Genomic DNA, 20,580 nt, shown 5'->3' on the forward strand with positions numbered 1-20,580 from the left:
TTATAAATATTTAGAGGAAAAGATATGAATTTTAAAAAAAAAGTAATTGTTGCTATGTCTGGAGGTGTTGATTCATCTATTGCAGCGTGGTTATTAAAAAAGCAAAATTATAATGTTGAAGGATTATTTATGAAAAATTGGGAAGAAAATGATACAAATGAATATTGCGCATCTAAAAAGAATTTAAAAGACGTTCAATTAGTTTGCAATCAATTAAATATTTATTTACATAAAGTTAATTTTTCTTATGAATATTGGAATAAAGTTTTTAAAGTTTTTTTAAAAAATTATATGCAAGGCTTTACTCCTAATCCTGATGTACTATGTAACTATAAAATTAAGTTTAACGTCCTTTTAAAATTTGCTATAAAAATTTTAAAAGCAGATTATCTTGCTACTGGGCATTATGCTATAAATAGTAATTTTCATAAAAGGGAATTATTAAAATCTTGGGATAAAAGTAAAGACCAAACTTATTTTTTATATACATTAAATTATAAAATAATTAAAAAAATTATTTTTCCTTTAGGGGAGTTAAATAAAAATATTGTTAGAAAATTAGCACATAAATTAAATATGCAAATTGCTAATAAAAAAAGCTCTACAGGAATTTGTTTTATTGAGCCTAAAAATTTCAAAAAATTTTTAACTGATTATATTCCTATTAAAAAAGGTTTAATTAAGACTATTTTTGGTTTAAATATTGGATTTCATGATGGTGTTGAATTTTATACTATAGGTCAAAGGAAAGGTATTAATATTGGTGGAATTAAAAATACTTCAAATAAACCTTGGTTTGTTATTGATAAAAATGTTTCTAAAAATATATTAATTGTAGCACAAGGTTCGAATAATATTTATTTACGATCTTATGGTTTTATAATTAAAAAACCTTATTGGTTTGATTTAAAAGTACTTAAAAAAAAAAAAAAATGTGATGTTCAAATAAGATATAGAAAAAAAAGTTTAAAATGTATTATATATCCAATAAAAAAAAAATATATTAAAATTTTTTTTAAAAATTATGAAATTGCAGTTACTGTAGGACAGTCCGCTGTATTTTATAAATATAATATATGTATTGGAGGAGGAATTATTACAAAAGTTTTTTTAATTAATAATATTAATAAAATTGGTAGTTGAATATATAATAATAATTTTAAAATATTAGGAGTTTTGAATGTGTTATAAGTATTTAAAGTCAATATCTCCAATTGATGGACGTTATAAACATAAAACTATTTTTCTAAAAAATATTTTTAGTGAATTTGGTTTAATTAAAGCTCGTATTTATATAGAATTAAATTGGTTTAAAAAGTTATCTACAGTTTCAGAAATAAAAGAAATACCAAAATTAAATAAAAATATATTAAATTTTATAAATAATATTAACAATATACAAGATAAAGATATAAAAGAAATTAAAGTATTCGAAAAAAAAATAAAACATGATGTCAAATCTATAGAATATTTTATTAGAAATAAATTAAGTAAAAAAAAATATTTTAAATATATTAAAGAATTTGTGCATTTTGCTTGTACTTCTGAAGATATTAATAATTTAGCATATGGTATCATGCTTAAAAAAACTAAAAAAAAAATTTTAACACCTTATTTTAAAAAGATATTAAAATATTTAAAAAATTTAGCTATTTTATATAAATATGAACCTTTAATAACTAGAACACATGGCCAAATTGCACTCCTTCTACCATGGGTAAAGAAATATTAAATTTTTATTTTAGATTAAAAAAGCAGTTTTTTATTTTTAAAAAAATCTCTATTTTAGGTAAAATTAATGGTACTATAGGAAATTATAACGCACATTTTATTACTTTTCCTAATGTTAATTGGATTACTTTAAGCAAAGATTTTGTTCAATCATTAGGTTTAAAATGGAATCCTTGTACTACACAAATTGAACCACATGATTATATTGCTGAACTTTTAAATTGTATCATAAGATTTAATAATATTTTAATTAATTTTAATCGTGATATTTGGGGTTATATTTCTTTGAATTATTTTAAGCAAAATAATAATATAAATGAAGTAGGTTCTTCAATTATGCCTCATAAAATTAATCCTATTAATTTTGAAAATTCTGAAGGAAATTTGGGTTTATCTAATGCTTTAATGACACATATGTCTAATAAATTACCAATATCTAGATGGCAAAGGGATTTGAGTGATTCAACTGTTCTAAGAAATTTAGGTGTTGTTTTCGGATATTCTATTATTGCTTATGATTCTTTATTGTTAGGTTTGCAAAAATTAAGAATTAATTCTAAACAAATGTTATTAGAATTACAAAATAACTGGCAAATTCTTGCAGAACCTTTACAAACTATAATGAGACGTTATGGTTTCAGTAATTCTTATCAATATATTAAAAATTTAACTAAAGGAAAAGTATTAAATAAAAAAAAATTATATAATATTATTAATAATTTAAATATCCCTTTAAAAGAAAAAGAACGTTTTAAAAAAATTAATCCATCTAATTATATAGGGTATGCGATAAAAATTGTAGAAAAGTTTACTAATTAATGTGTTTTTTATTTAATTTTTAAACATAATTTAATATATTTTAATTTTTGAGACTTAAATTTAAGGTATTTATATGAGTTTTTTAAAAGGTAAAAAAATATTAATTTTGGGTATGGCAAATAAGTATTCTATCGGTTATGGAATTGCAAAAGCAATGTATCAACAAGGAGCGGATTTAGCTTTTACTTATCAAAATCTAAAATATAAAAAAAGAGTTATAAAATTAGCTAATAATTTTAATTCAAATATTATTTTTCCATGTGATGTATCATCAGATAATAATATAATAAATTTATTTTCAAATTTATCAATTATTTGGAAGAAATTTGATGGCTTTGTTCATGCAATTGCTTATACACCAATTTCTCAGTTACAAAATAATTATATTGATTGTATAACAAAAAAGATATTTAATATGACACATGTTATTACATCATATAGTTTAGTTTCAATGATTAAAGCTTGTAAAAATATGTTAAATAAAAAATCATCGATAATTACTATTTCTTTTATTGGTGCTAATATAATAATACCATATTATAATATAATGGGCTTAGCGAAAGCTTCTTTAGAAGCAAATGTTCGTTATAGTGCAAATATATTAGGAAAAGATAATATTAGAATTAATGGTATTTCACCTGCTCCAATTAAAACTTTAGCTTCTTTTAAAATAAAAAACTTTAATAAATTATTTAATGATAGTAAAAAAAAAAATATTTTAAAAAGAAATATAACTATACATGAAATAGGTAATGTAGCAGCTTTTTTATGTTCTGATCTTTCTTCTGGTATTACTGGGCAAATTATTTATGTTGATGGAGGTTATAATTTAATGTATTAATTACTGTAATTTATTTTTTATAAAAATATTTTTATATAATTTATATAAATTCTTTGTTTTTTCAAAATGTAATATTTTATTTACAATATTTTATATTTATTATATAAATTAATTTATTACATTTATCATTATTAGGAATATATATGATTAATTTATTGACAAATTGTGCAATTTATTTTAATTTTTTTATGAATTTATTCATATTAGTAAATCCTATAGGAATTATTCCGATATTTTCTAGTATGACTCAAAAACAGTCAACAATAAATAAATCAAAAACAAATTTTATAACTAATTTCACTGTTTTTTTAATTTTATCTATTACTGTTTTTTTAGGTAGTAAAATTTTGTATTTTTTAGGTATATCTATTTCTTCTTTTCGTATGGCAGGAGGATTATTGATAATAGTGATTGCATTAAATATGTTAAATGATAAATTAATGTATTCTGTTGACAGTAGAAAAATTAATACTCCTGAAAAAATAGCTATTGTACCTTTAGCTATACCTTTAATTGCTGGACCTGGAGCAATTAGCACAACAATTATTTGGAATGAGAAGTATTCTAGTTTCTTTAATCATGTAGGTTGTGTAATAGCAATTTCTTTTTTTTGTTTTTTTTGTTGGTTATTGTTTAAAATTTCTCCTTACATTTATTCTTTTATTGGAACAGAAGGTATGAAAATTATTACAAAAATAATGGGTATACTATTAATTTCTATAGGGATTGAATTTATTCATCTTAGTATAAGAGATATGATTTTAAATATATAAATTTTTAAAATTGTGAGGTATATATTTTGAGTTGTATTATTGTTCGGGATTTTGGTTTAATAGATTGGAAAGTTGTTTTTTTAGAAATGCATTCTTTTACTGTTCAAAGAACTATGTTTTCTATAGATGAAATTTGGTTTGTAGAACATTATCCTATATTTACATTTGGTCAAAGATTAAATTCAAAGCAAATTAATGTTAAAACTAATATCCCTTGTGTATATACAAATAGAGGTGGTGAAATAACATATCATGGTCCTGGGCAACAAATTATATATTTATTAATAAATATTAAATTATATAATCTTAATCCACGTAAACTCATAAGTATAATAGAAAATTGTGTAATAAAGACTTTAAATTATTTTTCAATTGTAGCATATAATAAACTTTTTTTTCCAGGTGTATATGTCAATAATAAAAAAATTTGTTCTATTGGATTAAGAATAATAAATGGTTTTACATTACATGGTTTATCAATTAATGTTAAAATGAATTTATCTCCATTTAATTTAATAACACCGTGTGGAGATAAATATATGAAGATGACTCAAATATCTGATTTTTGCTCTAAAACTTCTTTTATACAATTAAAGAAAAAATTTTTATATAATTTTGTAAAAATTCTTAAAATAAAAAAAATAATATATAAAGATATAAAAAAATTTAAATTCTTTAAATAAAAAATTTATTTTTAAAAAAGCATTGTATATTAAATATATGCGAAATTAAATTTTATAAAATAAAATTATAATATATGAAATATGATATAAATAAATTAATTCCAATTAAAAATATTCAAAAAAAAAAAAATTTGGTAAAACCAAATTGGATTAAAATTAAATTACCTGTTGATAATAAAAAAATTAATAAAATGAAATCTATTCTTAAAAAGAATAAGTTAATCACAGTATGTGAAAATGCTTTATGTCCTAATTTACCTGAATGTTTTAATAATAAAACTGCAACATTTATGATTTTAGGAAATATTTGTACAAGATCATGTCCATTTTGCGCAATAAAGAATGGTAGACCCAATATTGTAGATAAAAAAGAACCATTAAGATTAGCACAATTAATTTATAAATTAAAATTAAAATACGTTGTTTTAACTTCAGTAAATCGAGATGATTTAAAAGATGCTGGAGCATTGCATTTTGCTAATTGTATTAAAGAAATACGTAAAATAAATGGTTTGAAGACTAAAATTGAAATTTTAGTACCTGATTTTCGAAAGAAAATCAATATTGCTTTACAATATATTGTAGATAACACTCCAGATGTTTTTAATCACAATATTGAAAGTATACCGCGTTTATATAAAAAAATAAGACCAGGTGCAAATTATTATAATTCATTAAAATTATTAAAAAAATTTAATAAATTATTTCCCAATATTCCAACAAAATCAGGATTAATGGTTGGTTTAGGAGAAACAAAAAGTGAAATTATAAAAGTTTTAATCGATTTATTAAAAAATAATGTTAGTATGTTGACAATTGGACAATATTTACAACCTAGTAAAAATCATTTACCTGTAGTAAAATATTATACACCTTATGAATTTTCACAAATTCAAAAAAAAGCAATAAGTATGGGTTTTGCTAAAGCATATTGTGGTGTTTTTGTGCGTTCTTCATATCATGCTTCAAAACAAATTATTGTATAAATTTGTTTTATTGTAATTTAAATAATAATTTTTTAAATATTATTAATTATTTTAAAAACTTGATAGGTGTTATTATGACTAAAATTATTATAGCTTTAGATTATAGTTCTAAAAAAGAAGCAATGAATTTAGTATATAATATAGATCCTAAATTATATTATTTAAAAATTGGAAATAAAATGTTTACATTATTTGGTAAAAAATTTATTTATGAGTTGCAAAAATTAAATTTTAAAATTTTCTTAGATTTAAAATTTTTTGACACTCCTGATACAATTTTTAATTCTGTACTAGCTTCTGCAGATATGGGGGTATGGATGTTAAGTATTCATACTTCTGGTGGTAGTGATATGTTAAGATCCGCCAAGTCAGCTTTAAAATACTTTAAGTATGATGCTCCTTTGTTAATGGGTGTTACTATTTTAACTAGTTTTAATATTAAAAATTTTATTGAATTAGGTATTGTAAATTCTATGCAAAAACAAGCTTTACTATTATCTAAGATTGCTTTTAACTGCAATTTAGATGGAGTAATATGTCCTGGTGTATTTTTCAAATATATTAAAAATAAAATTATAAATATAAATAAAAAATTTAAATATGTTGTACCAGGAATTAGGTTAGAAAGAGATAATAATAATGATCAATATAATGTTATTACCCCTAAAATAGCTAGAAAATATAATATAGATTATATTGTTTTAGGTAGAACTGTAACAGCTGCAATAAATCCTTTAGATATTTTAAAAAAAATTTTTATTTTGTAAATTTTTTTGTTTTATATATAGATTACAATAATTAAATACTTAAATTTTTTTGTTTTATGTATTAAATTATATCACTTTATAATATTTAAATATATTATTTAAAATATTAAAATATGTTTTTATAATATATCTTTTAATTATTAAAAACATTTTATTTATAGAATATTTTTAAATTTAATAAAATTTTAATTATATTATTTTAAATATAAATTTATGTATTTTGTAATATTTATATTATATTAATTTAAAATAGTAAAATTTTTTAAGGAATATCGAAATGTTAAAAAAATCTGTTAAATCAATTTTACCTACACCTTGGGGTAAATTTTCAATTATTGGTTTTGAAGAAAAAATTAATAAAAAATCTCATTTAGCATTAATTTATGGTAACGTAAATAATAATGCTGCTGTTTTATCTAGAGTCCATTCAGAATGTTTAACTGGAGATGCGTTATTTAGTTTAAGATGTGATTGTGGTTTTCAATTAAAAACCGCTTTAATGATGATTGCTAAAGAGAAGAAAGGTATATTGATATATCATAGACAAGAAGGAAGAAATATTGGTTTATTAAATAAATTAAATGCTTATGCTTTACAAGATTCTGGTTTTGACACTGTAGAAGCTAATCATAAATTAGGTTTTTCTGCAGATGAAAGAGATTTTTCTATTTGTGCAGATATTTTTAAGATATTAGGTGTTATTAGTATAAGATTATTAACTAATAACCCTTTTAAAGTAAAAATGTTATCTGCAACAGGATTAGATATTTTGGAAAGAATTCCTTTAATTATAGGAAAAAATAAAAAAAATTTTAATTATTTAAGTACAAAAGAAAAAAAAATGGGACATATATTTGATTTTTAATAATCATATTAAATAATAAAGTATAGTATATTATTTAAAAAAATTTTAAATTTACATTAGTTATTTAAAATAAATTATTATTAAATATTTAAATTTATAATAAAGAATTAAATAAGTAAGTAAAATTTTCTATACAACGCTTCCAAAATGCACGTAGATACCATAATTTCAGAATGATTAATTTAGAATGTGCAATATATTTATTTTGTATTTTTGTTAATCTTTTACTAAAATTTATATCATCAATAACTAAAGTTATTTCAAAATTTAACCAAATGCTACGCATATCTAAATTAAATGTTCCAATTAAGCTCAATTGATCATCTATTAACACACTTTTACTATGTAATAATCCTTTTTTGCATTGATAAATTTTTACTCCTGATTCTAATAGTTCTGTAAAATAAGCTCTGCTAGCCCAATGTACTAAAAAAGAATCATTTTTTTTGGGTAAAATAATAATAACTTTTACGCCTCTTTGTGCAGCTATGCAAATTGCATATAATAAATGCTCACTAGGTACTAAATAGGGAGTGGTTAAGATTATTTTTTTTTTTGCAGAATATATTGCAGTTAATAATACTTGATGTATTATATTTTTTAAATAACCTGGACCTGAAGGTATAACTTCTATTGAAATGGGATTTTTTTCAATTGTTGTGAATTTTTTTAATTTTTTGGGTATTTTTTTTTTTTCTTTTTTACCTGTTTCCAATTCCCAATCACAAGAGAAAATTAAACCTATAGTTGCTGCTATAGTTCCTTCTATTCGAACCATAATATCAATCCATTTTCCTAAACCAGAATTTTGTTTAAATAATTCCGGATCAACTAAGTTCATGCTTCCAGTATATACAATATAATTATCAATTAAAATTATTTTTCTATGTTGTCTAAGATCGATTCTTTTTAAAAATATATTTGAAAATTTTATTTTTAAAGCTTCAACTATTTTAATACCAGAGTTTTTCATTTTTTGAACCCATTTACTTCGAAAAAATTTTGAACTACCTGTAGAATCTAACATTAATTTACATTTAATACCTTTTTTAGAAGATTTAATTAAAGCATTTGCTACATCATCTGCAATACCACCAGGTTGCCAAATATAAAAAACAATATCGATAGTTTTAGTTGCTTTTTTTATATCGTATATTATTTTTTTTATGATATTATTAGAATTAGTAAATATTTTTATTTTTTTATTAGTTAATCCAGATAACCCTTGGCGCTTTTTGCATAATTGCAATAAAGGTTGTGCTACATCACTAATTTTTTTTTTATAATTATAATGTAAAGAATTAATAAATTTTAAATAATATTTTTTTTTTGAAAACATGATGCATGATATTCTTTTTTTTTTATTAGGTTTTTTTTTAATACATTGAATCCATAATAATATAATTATTAAAAATAATAACAAAAAAATCATTTGCATAATAAAAATTGAGATTTTTTTTTTTTAAAAATCTCTATTGCAATAATTAGGTATATCAAAAAATATTTTAAAAAAAACAAATTAGTTGATATTAAAATGTATTTATCCATGTTTCTTTCCAAATATTTAAAATTTATATTATTTAAAAATTTTTAATATTTTAAATAAATTATATATTTAAATTATTTTATCTTGCATTTAAATAGAATTATATTTAAGCAAAATTAATGACAAATATTTTTAAAATTTTTAAAAATTTGTTTTTAAGTAATTTTAATTTATTAATATAATTTTTAAATATTACGTTATTAATTTTTTTTATTTATTTTAATAATATTATAATAAACAAAAATATAAATTGTATAAATAAGCGCAATACAATTTTTATTTAATATTAAAAATTTATTATTTAAATTTTTTTATAATATTTTAAATCCTAATTTTTTATAAATATCTTTTTTTATTTAATTTTTTTTATATTATTTTATTTCAGTTTATCATTTTTTGAAATTGTATATTTTATATAAATTAAATTTAATATAACAAATATCAAAATAGCCAAATTTAAAATAAAAATTTTAAAATTTACCCAAATGTTATCTGGTGAATTTAAAGCTACATAAGCATTACTAAAACCACATAATATTAAAAAAAATATCCAAGATATATTTATTTTTCTATATATAGAGTCAGGTAATATAAATTTTTTTTTTAAAATTTTTTTAATAAATAATTTTTTCATCCATATATGATTGATAAATAAAAAAATAGCTAAAGAAAAATAAACGAAAGTTGGTTTTAATTTTATAAATTGGCTATCATGTAATATTATAGTTAAAGTTGTAAAAAAAACTATATAGACAAAACTGATAATATCAAATTTTTTTATTTCTTTATAAATTAACCATTTAATAGCAATAGTTAAACCAGAAGTTATAATTAATGTATTAGATGCTATAAAAATGTCATATTTTTTATAAAATAGGAAAAAACATAATATTGGTAATATATCAATAAATTTCTTCATATTACACCTATAATAAAATTGTTTTAAATACATAAATTTAAATATATCATTTAATTATTTTTTTAAAAAATATATTTATAATATTAAACTAGTAAATATTTATTTTTTAAAATATCATTAATTAGCATAAAATTTTAGTAGATTTTTTTAAAATTTTTATTAATTTTTGTATTTTTAATAATATTATTTTTGAATTATGTATGTTTTTTTCAATAATTTGAATTATAATTGAACCGCATATTACTCCATTAATGCCTAATTTTATACTTTCTTTTATTTGTTTAATATCATAAATACCAAAACCTTGAATTAAAGGTGTTTTAGTTAAGTTATTAAATTTTTTAATAATTGTTTCACATGGTTTTATAGTTTTTTGTGTAATACCTGTTACACCTGTTCTAGATAATATATATATATATCCTTCTGCATATAAAGAAATTTTTGTAATTAATGCATCATCTGCATTTGGCGGGCAAATAAAAATTTGCGCAATTTGGTATTTTTTAGATAAATATAAAAATGAAACAGATTCTTCTATAGGAACATCTACAATAAGTATAGAATCTATATTTAATTCATGGCATTTTTTATAAAAATTTTTAACTCCTATATTAAAAATAATATTTGCGTAAAGTAATAAACCAATAGGTATATTGGGAAATTTTTTTCTTATTTTTTGTAATAATTCAAAACATTTTATATAATTTATATTATTTTTTAAAGCACGAATATTTGCTGATTGTATAATTTTTCCGTCAGCCATAGGGTCGGAAAACGGAAAACCTAATTCTAATGCATCTGCTCCAGAATAAATCATTGTATTAATAATTTTATATGATAATTCAATATTAGGGTCGCCTAATATTACAAAAGGTATAAAACATCCCTCTTCCCTTTTTTTTAATTGTTGAAATAATTTATAATAACGATTCATAATATCTCCTTATTATTAAATTTATTTATAGTTGCAATATCTTTATCCCCTCTACCTGACAAATTAACTATTAAAGTTTGTTTTTTATTTGGATTTTGATTCATTATTTTTAAAGCATAAGCTAATGCATGTGATGATTCTAAAGCAGGTATAATACCTTCATATTTACATAATTTTTTGAAAGCCATTACAGCATATTTGTCATTAATACTATAATATTTAGCTCTTTTAGTTTCTTTTAACCAAGCGTGTTCTGGACCAACAGCGGGAAAATCTAATCCTGCAGAAATAGACCATGATTTTTTAATTTGACCATTTTTATTTTGCATAATTGGTGTTTTCATTCCAAAATAAATACCTGTTCTACCATTTGTCAAAGGAGCGCCATGTTTGCCGCTATTTACACCTAATCCACCTGGTTCAATTCCAATTAATTGTACTTCTTTGTGCTTAATAAAATCAGAAAAAATTCCTATAGCATTAGATCCTCCTCCTACACATGCGATTATGGAGTCTGGTAATTTTCCTTCAGCTTTTAAAATTTGTTTTTTAGTTTCTTTACCAATTATTTTTTGAAATTCTTTAACTATAGTTGGATATGGGTGTGGTCCAGCAGAAGTTCCGATCATATAATGTGAATTTTCATAATTTTCTGACCAATCTCTTATAGCTTCATTGCAGGCATCTTTTAAAGATTTGGAGCCACTATGTACTGGTATAATTTTAGCTCCTAGTAATTTCATACGCAAAACATTTTGTGATTGTCTTTGTATATCTTTTTGACCCATATAAATACGACATTTTATTCCAAAAAATGATGATACCATGGCAGTTGCAACTCCATGTTGTCCTGCACCTGTTTCAGCTATAATATTTTTTTTATTCATTTTTTTAGTTAATAACAATTGCCCTATTACTTGATTAGTTTTATGCGCTCCACCATGTAATAAATCTTCTCTTTTAAGGTATATTTTAGTATTTGTTCCTTTGGTAATATTGCGACAAAGAGTTAATGGAGTTGGTCTTCCTGCATAGTTTTTTAATAAATAATGTAATTTTTTTTTAAATAATTCATCTTTTAAAGAATTAAAAAATATCTTTTCTAAATCATATAATGCAGGAATTAATATTTGAGGAACATACATACCACCAAATGAACCAAAATATGGGTTTAATAAAGTCATTTTAAATTACCTTTTATAATATTAAAATGTACGTAATATTTTAAAAATTTTTTGTATTTTTTTTTCACTTTTAATTCCAGGAATACTTTCTATACCAGAATTAAAATCTAATCCAAAACAATCAAATTTTAATGCTATTTTGCAATTATCTATATTCAACCCTCCAGCAATAAAAATATTATTTATTTTTTTATTTTTTAAAATTGACCAATTAAATGTATTTCCACTACCTCCTATTATATTATCAAAAATATATTTTTTAACATGAATAAATTTTAAATTAGGAAAAGAATTTATGATAGGTATAGATTTCCATATTTTTATTTTAGAACTTATATTTCTGCGAATATTATTTATATATTCTTGTGTTTCATTACCATGTAATTGAATAGCATATAAATTTATTTTTTTACATACATTTATAATATAACGTGCAGTATTATTTTGAAATACAGCAACGTGTTTTAAATTTGTGTTGGAAATTATTTTTTTTGCTTTGTTTATGTTTATTTTTCTAGGAGAATTTTTGCATAAAATTAATCCTCCATAAATAGCACCGTTTTTTTCCGAACATATTGCATCTTGTGTATTTGTTAAACCGCAAATTTTATTATTTCCAAATATTAATCTTTTAATAGCATGATCAATATTTTTTTTTTTCATAAGATACGATCCTATTAAAAAGCCATGAACCATCTTACGTAACTTCTTTATTTGTTTAAAACTATTTATACCTGATTCGCTAATTATTATAGTTTTTTTTGAAATTAAAGGTGCTATTTTTTGCGTATTTTGAATATTAATATTTAAGTCATTTAAATTTCTATTATTAATTCCAATAACTTTAGCTTTTAAATTTTGTGCTCTATGCATTTCATTAATATCATAAATTTCTGTTAAAATTCCCATATTTAATTTTTTTGCAATATTAGATAAATAAATATATTGTGCATCATTTAAAATAGATAACATTAATAGTATTGCATCTGCTTTATAATATCTAGCTAAATATATTTGATATTTATCTATTATAAAATCTTTACATAATACTGGTTGGTGCACATTATTTCTTACTAATAATAAATTTTTAAAAGATCCTTTAAAAAATTCTTCATCTGTAACAACTGAAATTGCAGAAGCATATTTTTTATATATATTAGTTATTTTTGGTAAATCAAATTTATTTCTTAACAAACCATGAGAAGGAGAATATTTTTTACATTCTAAAATATATGCTGGATATTCTTTTTTTAAATTTGAATAAAAATTTCTATCACTTTTAATAATATTGTTCTTAAAAGATGAAATAGGATTTGCTATTTTATTATAATGAATCCATTCTTTTTTTTTTTTTAATATTTTTTTTAAAATATTATTTTTCATATAATACAACTCTTAGAAATAGATAAAAGATTTTTATATGCAATTCCACTATAAATTATTTTTAATGCATATTTAGTATTTTCTTTTAAATTTAAAAAACCTAAATTTCTTAAAAATAAAGCAACATTTGCTGCTACAGTGTGTTCTAAATCAATATATTTTTTTGTTCCTTGTAATATGTTTTTAAGTATTCGAGCATTTTGTGTTACTGTACCACTTTTCAGAACATCTTTAGAATATGGTTCTAAACCAAAATCTTTTGCTGTTAAACTATATTTAGTAATTACATTATTATTTAGTTCTGCGACATGTGTAATATCATGTAAGGTCAGTTCATCAATATTATCGCTGTTAACTACAATAGCATGTTTATAATTTAATTTTTTTAATAAATTAATCATTGGATCTATTAAGTTATAATTATAAACTCCAATAATAGTATAATTAGGTTTTGCAGGATTTAACAAAGGTCCTAAGATATTATATATTGTTCTAGTATTAAGATTTGCTCTAATTTTGTGAATTAATTTAAAACTAGAATGATATTTAGGAGCTAATAAAAAACAAATATTATAATTATCTAAAAGGAAACGTGATTGATTAGGTGTTATATTTAAAGGTATTTTTAATGATTTTAAAATATTCGCGGAACCGACTTTACTAGATATATTATAATTACAATGTTTTACTATTTTAAATCCTGCTGCAGCTAATACAAAAGCAGTTGCAGTAGAAATATTCATAGTATGAAAATCACATCCTCCTGTTCCTACAATATCAGAAAATATGTATTTAGGACGTGGAAAAAATTTACAATTTTTAAATAAACTTAATACTGCACCATAAATTTCATCTATTGTTTCACCGCGGGTTTTAATTGTCATCAAAAGAGCTGATAATTGCATTTCATTAATTTTATTGACAATTATGAATTTAAATAATCTTTCACTTTCTTTTTGTGTTAAATATTGACCATTATAAATTTTTTGTAAAATTTTTTTCATGATTTAATCTTATAATATTGGATTTAAATAAATAATATTAAACATTTTAAATAAAATAAATTATATTAAAATATTTTTAATAAATATTAAATATAATGTATATATTAAATTTAAAATAATCATTTATTTTAAAATTAAATTATTGATAATTCTATTAAAATAAAAATTTTATCTTGATCTTTATTTTGAATAATATTAATATTTAATATTTAAATTTAATATTTATATTTAATATTTATATTTTTTTATATTATTTAATTATATGTTTAAGGGACCAGTATAATGAAGAAATTATTTATATTATTATTATTTTTAATAGTTTCAATTACACTGGGGACGACATGGATTGTTATGAAATTAGTAACAGAAACAATACCTCCAATTTTTGGAACTGGAATGCGTTTTTTATTAGCTTCTCCATTATTAATAATATTATGTTATTTAAATAATGTTCCTTTTTTTTTTCCTACAAATAAAATAAAATATCAATTTATAATTTCTTTATTTTATTTTTTTATACCTTTTACTTTAATGTTATATAGTAGTATCTATATTAGTTCTTTTTTTGCTTCTGTAATTTTTTCTACTATGCCAATTTTTATTATAATTATTTCTTGTATTTATTTTAAAACACAAACTCATTTTTTGCAAATTATTGGTGTTACTATATCTTTATTTTCATTTTTTATTATTTTACTTTCCGAATTGTTATATAATATTCAAACATATAAAGGTATATTAACTTTATTAATAGCTGTTATAAGTCATGCTTGGATTTATGTTTATACTAAAAAAAAATGTAAAAAAATATCTATATTAACTTTTAATACCTTACCTTCTTTATTTTCAGGTTTGATGTTATTAATATTATCTTATTTTATTGAAAATCCTGTAATACAGAATTTTTCTTTAAAATCTATCATTGCAATAATATATTTAGGAAATTTTATTGGTATTTTTGGAATTTTATCATATTTTTATTTACAAAAAAATATTGATTCACTTTATACTTCTATCGTTTTTTTATTATTCCCTTTTATTGTATGTATTATTGATAAATATTACTATGCTTATAATATTACTTTATTTCAATTTTTATTACTAATATTTTTAGTATTTGGTATGTTATTAACTATGTTACCTAAAAATATTTTGAAACTTTAAAATTTTTTTTATAATATGTTATATATATTATCATTATTAATAATTTTATAATATATATATAATTATATGATTTTCAAAATACAAAAAATATTATCTAAATATGGATTTAATTCACGTAGAAATATTGAAAAAATGATTTATAATAAAGAAATATTTATAAATAATCAATTAATTAAAATTGGGGATGTTTTTGAGGAAAAAGATATTAAAATTATTCAAATAAAAGGTGTTTGTTTTAATACCCCATTGAAATTTTTAAATAAAATGTTAATATTAAATAAAAAAATTGGGCAAATTTGCTCAAAAAAAACAAATGAAAATTATAATACTATATTTGATCATTTACCTGTAATTAAATATGGAAAATGGATTAATATAGGTAGGTTAGATGTTAATACTGAAGGTTTGTTATTAATTACTACAGATGGAGAATTAGCTTACAGACTTGCACATCCTAAATATAATATTAAAAGAGATTATAAAGTAAAAGTTTGTGGTTTATTAACTACTCATTTGTTTAAAAAATTACAAAAAGGTTTATGGTATAATAAAAAATTTCTTATATTTAATAATATTTTTTTTATAAAAGGTGATAAATTTAATAAATGGTTTGTAGTAACATTATATCAAGGAAGAAATAGGGAAGTCAGGATTTTATGGGAATCTATAGGATTAACAGTAAAAAAATTAATAAGAATTAGTTATGCAAATATATTTTTACCAAAATCATTAAAAAAAGGGAAATTTACAGAATTGAGTAAAAAAAAAATAAATAAATTAAGAATTTTAGTAAATCTTGCAAAGATATGAATTTAAATGATATTGAAATTTTTAATATTAATTTAAATTATTGATTTTGTATAATATTTATTTTTAATATAATAAATTTTAAATTGTAATGTTTAATTTTAATTAATTTAAAAAAATTTTATTATTAAATAATAATTTTATTATATCTATAAAATTTATAAAAAAAAATTACTTAAATATTTATATTTTAAAATAATATATTATAATTTAAAATATATAAAATAATTAAATAAATTACATTAAAATTATAATAAATTACATTAAAATTATAATAAATTATAAACTATACAAATAATGTTATAATTTTTTATATTTTATTAATTAAAATTATTTAAAAATATAATTATGAAAATAAATTTGCTAAATTTTGATCGTATTAAAATGCGTGATTTTTTTATATCTATTAATGAAAAATATTTTCATGCAGATCAAATAATGAAATGGATATATAATCATAATTGTTATGATTTTAATAAAATGACAAATTTAAGTATCCGTTTACGACAAAAATTGATCCATCGTACGACATTACGTATACCTAAAATAATTAAAAAATTAAATTCTAACGATGGTACTATAAAATTTTTAATGCAAATAGATACAAATTATATAGAAACCATTTATATTCCTGAAAAAAAAAGAAATACAATATGTGTTTCTTCGCAAGTAGGATGTGTATTAAAATGTGATTTTTGTGCAACAGGTTATATGGGTTTTAAGCGTAATTTACAAGTATCAGAAATTATTGGTCAAATATTAAATATTAAAAAAAAAAAATCCAGAAAAAAACTTAATATTGTTTTCATGGGTATGGGAGAACCATTATTAAATTTTAACAATGTTATTACTGCTGTTAAAATTATGCTGGATCCTTTAGGAATGTGTATTTCTAAATATAATATTACATTATCAACAGTAGGTATAATACCAGGATTAGAAAAACTAAAAAATACAATTGATATAAGATTAGCTATATCATTACATGCACCTAATAATAAATTACGTTCTAAAATTGTACCTATAAATAAAAAATATAATATTGAATCTATATTAAGTACTGCTAAAAATTATTTAAACACCTCTAAAACCAATAAAGGAGGTGTAACGATAGAATACGTTATGTTAAAAGATATTAATGATAATATTAAATTTGCACAAGAACTAGTAGAATTATTAAAAAATATACCTAGCAAAATTAATTTAATACCATGGAATTATAATCAATATTCTAAATATTGCGTAAGTACATATGAGCAAATGCATAAATTTGCAAATATTTTACTTAAAAAAGGTTATATTGTTAAAATTAGGAAAAATAGAGGAGCGGATATTAATGCCGCTTGTGGGCAATTGTCAAATTTTATAAATTGTGATTTATAAAAAACATATTAATTTTAATATTTATAGAAAAAATGATTTAAAATTTTAAATATTAAAGGTTTAAAAAAATGAGCAAGATTCAATCTTTACGCGGCATGAATGATATTTTACCAAAAAATTTATATTTTTGGTGGTGTAAAATAGAAAATGTAATTAAAGAAATATTTACAAGCTATTGTTTTAATGAAATAAGAACTCCAATTTTAGAACAAACAAATCTTTTTAATAGAACTATAGGACAAGATACTGATATAAATAAAGAGATGTATAGTTTTAATGATAAAAATAATTTTTCTATTACATTACGTCCGGAATCTACCGCTAGTTGTGTCAGATCAGTTATTGAAAATGATCTTCTATATGAAAAAATATTAAAATTGTGGTATTATGGACCTATGTTTAGATATGAAAGACCTCAAAAAGGAAGATTTAGACAATTTTATCAAATTGGAGCCGAAATTTTCGGTTTAGAAGGTTCAGAAATTGAATTAGAGATTTTATTATTAATAAATAGAATATGGAAAAAATTAAATGTTTGTAATTTTTTAACTTTAGAAATTAATTCTATTGGTTTTTTAAAAGAACGTATAAAATATATTAAAGATTTAAAAAATTTTTTTAAAAAAAATATTCAATATTTTAAAAAAGCTAATATACATAAATTTAAATTCAATTCATTAAGAATATTAGATAGTAAAAATAACGTTATTAAAAAAATATTATCTAAAGCGCCTTTGTTAAAAGATTATTTGGGAGAAATTTCAATAAATAATTTTAATAATTTATGCATAATGCTTAAGAAATTTAATATTCCATATAATATAAATTATAATTTAGTTAGAGGTTTAGACTATTATAACAATATTGTTTTTGAATGGAAAACAAAGACTTTAGGAACACAAGATACTGTTTGTTCAGGAGGTAGATACGATACTTTATTTAAACAATTAGGTAACAAAGATCATGTTCCAGCTATAGGTTTTGCAATTGGAATGGAACGCTTAGTAATGCTTTATAAAAATATAAAAACAAAGAAAAAAAAAACCATAAATATTTTCATTTGTTTTATAAAAAATAGAAATAAATTATCAGCTATAAAATTATCTGAATATATTCATAATATTTTTCCTAATTTATCAATAACAATTCATAGTAATAATTATCTCTTTAATCAAAAAAAAAATATTTCTAAATTTAATATTCATTTGTTAATTTTTATAGGTGACAAAGAAAGAAGAAATAATTATATTACTGTAAAAATTTGTAAACAAAATCAAAGAGTTGTTGTTTTTTCTAAAAATATTTATTTTTTTATTAAAAATTTTTTTAAATGAATATTTATTATTATACATAATTTTCAAATATAAAGTCCAAGGAAAAACGCATGTCTATAAAAAATAATTCTATACAACATTATGATATAAAAATATGGAATGCTATAAAAAAAGAAGAAAAAAGGCAAGAAGAACATATAGAATTAATTGCTTCAGAAAATTATACTAGTAAATTAGTTATGCAAGCACAAGGTTCTATATTAACAAATAAATATGCTGAAGGATATCCAGAAAAACGTTATTACGGTGGTTGTAAATACGTGGATATAATCGAAAAAATTGCTATAAAAAGAGCTAAAATTTTGTTTGGCGCAAATTACGTTAATGTACAACCTCATTCTGGTTCACAAGCTAATTTTGCTATTTATAATGCATTATTAAATCCTGGAGATTTAATTTTAGGAATGGATTTAACTCATGGAGGACATTTAACACATGGTTCAAAAGTAAATATTTCAGGTAGATTATATAATACAATAAGTTATGGAATTGATGAAAATGGCACAGTAAATTACAAAGAAATAGAATCACTTGCGAAAAAATATAAACCAAAAATGATTATTGGAGGATTTTCTGCATATTCCGGTTTATGTGATTGGGAGAAAATTCGACATATTGCTGATACTGTAAACGCATTTTTTTTGGTAGATATGGCACATATCGCAGGTTTAGTTGCAGCAAAATTATATCCTAATCCATTAAAATATGCTCATTTTGTAACTTCTACAACACATAAAACTTTGGCAGGTCCTAGAGGTGGTTTAATCTTGTCTTGTTCTAATGATAAAAGTTTACATCAAAAGATTAATTCTTCTATATTTCCAGGTATACAAGGTGGTCCATTAATGCATATAATTGCAGCAAAAGCTATTGCATTTAAGGAAGCAATGGAAGAAAAATTTACAGAATATCAAAAAAAAATATTAGAAAATTCTAAAAAAATGGTACAAACATTTATTTTAAGAAATTATAAAATAGTTTCTGGAAATACTTACAACCATCTATTTGTTATTGATTTAACAAAAAATAAAATAACTGGAAAAGAAGCAGATTATGCATTAAATAAAGCAAATATTACTGTTAATAAAAATACCATACCAAATGATAAACAAAGTCCTTTTATTACATCGGGTATTAGAATTGGCACACCTGCTATAACTAAGAGAGGTATGGGGGCAATTGAATCACAAATGATAGCTAATTGGATTAGCGATATATTAGAAAATATAGACAATAAAAATATTATTAATAAAATTAAAAAAAAAGTATTAAAATTATGTAAAAAATTTCCTGTTTATAATAAATAATATAATTATTAATTATATTCTACACATAAAAGCAAATATAATGCAATTTTACTTTATGTGTATTACATTTTTAAAATTAAATATTTTAATTACACTCATAGTGAAATAATAAGAATATAATTAATAATAATTTATTATAATGTGAAACAT

The 20,580-nt window shown here is 20.4% G+C and carries 17 protein-coding genes and 2 pseudogenes; 13 read left to right on the forward strand and 6 right to left on the reverse strand.

Translation table 11 applies throughout. The features are described from left to right. Positions 1-24: 24 nt before the first annotated feature. The 8 genes and pseudogenes from mnmA to ribA all read left to right on the forward strand — a co-directional run bounded on the left by mnmA (position 25) and on the right by ribA (position 7,465). Entirely contained in the window at positions 25-1,143 is a 1,119-nt protein-coding gene (gene mnmA / locus RJT30_RS00890; RefSeq protein ID WP_343190464.1) for a tRNA 2-thiouridine(34) synthase MnmA, read from the forward strand. Between the two features lie 37 nt (positions 1,144-1,180). Next, positions 1,181-2,550 (forward strand): annotated as a pseudogene (gene purB / locus RJT30_RS00895) (adenylosuccinate lyase). Positions 2,551-2,623: 73 nt separating this feature from the next. Beyond that, complete coding sequence (locus tag RJT30_RS00900; RefSeq protein ID WP_343190465.1) at positions 2,624-3,391, forward strand: enoyl-ACP reductase FabI; 768 nt, start codon at positions 2,624-2,626, stop codon at positions 3,389-3,391. A gap of 143 nt (positions 3,392-3,534) precedes the next feature. After that, on the forward strand, positions 3,535-4,164 hold the full coding sequence (locus RJT30_RS00905; protein ID WP_343190466.1) for a YchE family NAAT transporter: 630 nt from the start codon (positions 3,535-3,537) through the stop codon (positions 4,162-4,164). Between the two features lie 26 nt (positions 4,165-4,190). Continuing rightward, entirely contained in the window at positions 4,191-4,847 is a 657-nt protein-coding gene (gene lipB, locus RJT30_RS00910) for a lipoyl(octanoyl) transferase LipB (protein ID WP_343190467.1), read from the forward strand. Between the two features lie 74 nt (positions 4,848-4,921). Beyond that, the gene (gene lipA / locus RJT30_RS00915) at positions 4,922-5,833 is read left to right on the forward strand and encodes a lipoyl synthase (protein ID WP_343190468.1); all 912 of its coding nucleotides are present in this window, start codon (positions 4,922-4,924) and stop codon (positions 5,831-5,833) included. A gap of 74 nt (positions 5,834-5,907) precedes the next feature. Continuing rightward, complete coding sequence (pyrF, locus tag RJT30_RS00920) at positions 5,908-6,600, forward strand: orotidine-5'-phosphate decarboxylase (protein ID WP_343190469.1); 693 nt, start codon at positions 5,908-5,910, stop codon at positions 6,598-6,600. 277 nt (positions 6,601-6,877) lie between these two features. Further along, the gene (gene ribA, locus RJT30_RS00925) at positions 6,878-7,465 is read left to right on the forward strand and encodes a GTP cyclohydrolase II (protein WP_343190470.1); all 588 of its coding nucleotides are present in this window, start codon (positions 6,878-6,880) and stop codon (positions 7,463-7,465) included. Between the two features lie 94 nt (positions 7,466-7,559). Here ribA and cls read toward each other — a convergent pair. The 6 genes and pseudogenes from cls to trpD form a co-directional block, all read right to left on the reverse strand. Further along, positions 7,560-9,013, reverse strand: a pseudogene (gene cls, locus RJT30_RS00930) (cardiolipin synthase). 374 nt (positions 9,014-9,387) lie between these two features. Beyond that, the gene (locus RJT30_RS00935; RefSeq protein WP_343190471.1) at positions 9,388-9,930 is read right to left on the reverse strand and encodes a septation protein IspZ; all 543 of its coding nucleotides are present in this window, start codon (positions 9,928-9,930) and stop codon (positions 9,388-9,390) included. Positions 9,931-10,051: 121 nt separating this feature from the next. Further along, positions 10,052-10,864: a tryptophan synthase subunit alpha gene (gene trpA, locus RJT30_RS00940; protein WP_343190472.1), complete on the reverse strand. Its 813-nt coding sequence runs from the start codon at positions 10,862-10,864 to the stop codon at positions 10,052-10,054. Beyond that, complete coding sequence (gene trpB, locus RJT30_RS00945) at positions 10,861-12,048, reverse strand: tryptophan synthase subunit beta (protein ID WP_343190473.1); 1,188 nt, start codon at positions 12,046-12,048, stop codon at positions 10,861-10,863. The genes trpA and trpB overlap by 4 nt, the downstream gene beginning before the upstream one ends. 21 nt (positions 12,049-12,069) lie before the next feature. Then, positions 12,070-13,431 (reverse strand): bifunctional indole-3-glycerol-phosphate synthase TrpC/phosphoribosylanthranilate isomerase TrpF, encoded by a 1,362-nt coding sequence (trpCF, locus tag RJT30_RS00950; protein WP_343190474.1) that lies wholly within the window; start codon positions 13,429-13,431, stop codon positions 12,070-12,072. After that, positions 13,428-14,435 (reverse strand): anthranilate phosphoribosyltransferase, encoded by a 1,008-nt coding sequence (trpD, locus tag RJT30_RS00955; RefSeq protein ID WP_343190475.1) that lies wholly within the window; start codon positions 14,433-14,435, stop codon positions 13,428-13,430. The genes trpCF and trpD overlap by 4 nt, the downstream gene beginning before the upstream one ends. Positions 14,436-14,717: 282 nt before the next feature. Here trpD and RJT30_RS00960 point away from each other — a divergent pair, with 282 nt between their 5' ends. The 5 genes from RJT30_RS00960 to glyA all read left to right on the forward strand — a co-directional run bounded on the left by RJT30_RS00960 (position 14,718) and on the right by glyA (position 20,430). Then, entirely contained in the window at positions 14,718-15,599 is an 882-nt protein-coding gene (locus RJT30_RS00960) for a DMT family transporter (protein ID WP_343190476.1), read from the forward strand. A gap of 66 nt (positions 15,600-15,665) precedes the next feature. Next, on the forward strand, positions 15,666-16,409 hold the full coding sequence (locus tag RJT30_RS00965; RefSeq protein ID WP_343190477.1) for a pseudouridine synthase: 744 nt from the start codon (positions 15,666-15,668) through the stop codon (positions 16,407-16,409). Positions 16,410-16,754: 345 nt separating this feature from the next. Then, positions 16,755-17,789 (forward strand): 23S rRNA (adenine(2503)-C(2))-methyltransferase RlmN, encoded by a 1,035-nt coding sequence (gene rlmN / locus RJT30_RS00970; protein WP_343190478.1) that lies wholly within the window; start codon positions 16,755-16,757, stop codon positions 17,787-17,789. A 68-nt stretch (positions 17,790-17,857) separates the two neighbouring features. Beyond that, entirely contained in the window at positions 17,858-19,123 is a 1,266-nt protein-coding gene (hisS, locus tag RJT30_RS00975) for a histidine--tRNA ligase (RefSeq protein WP_343190479.1), read from the forward strand. A 50-nt stretch (positions 19,124-19,173) separates the two neighbouring features. Continuing rightward, positions 19,174-20,430, forward strand: coding sequence for a serine hydroxymethyltransferase (glyA, locus tag RJT30_RS00980; RefSeq protein WP_343190480.1), 1,257 nt, complete (start codon positions 19,174-19,176; stop codon positions 20,428-20,430). Positions 20,431-20,580 lie beyond the last annotated feature (150 nt).

It is taken from the genome of Buchnera aphidicola (Mollitrichosiphum nigrofasciatum) (assembly GCF_039388045.1).
GTDB lineage: Bacteria > Pseudomonadota > Gammaproteobacteria > Enterobacterales > Enterobacteriaceae > Buchnera_K > Buchnera_K aphidicola_B.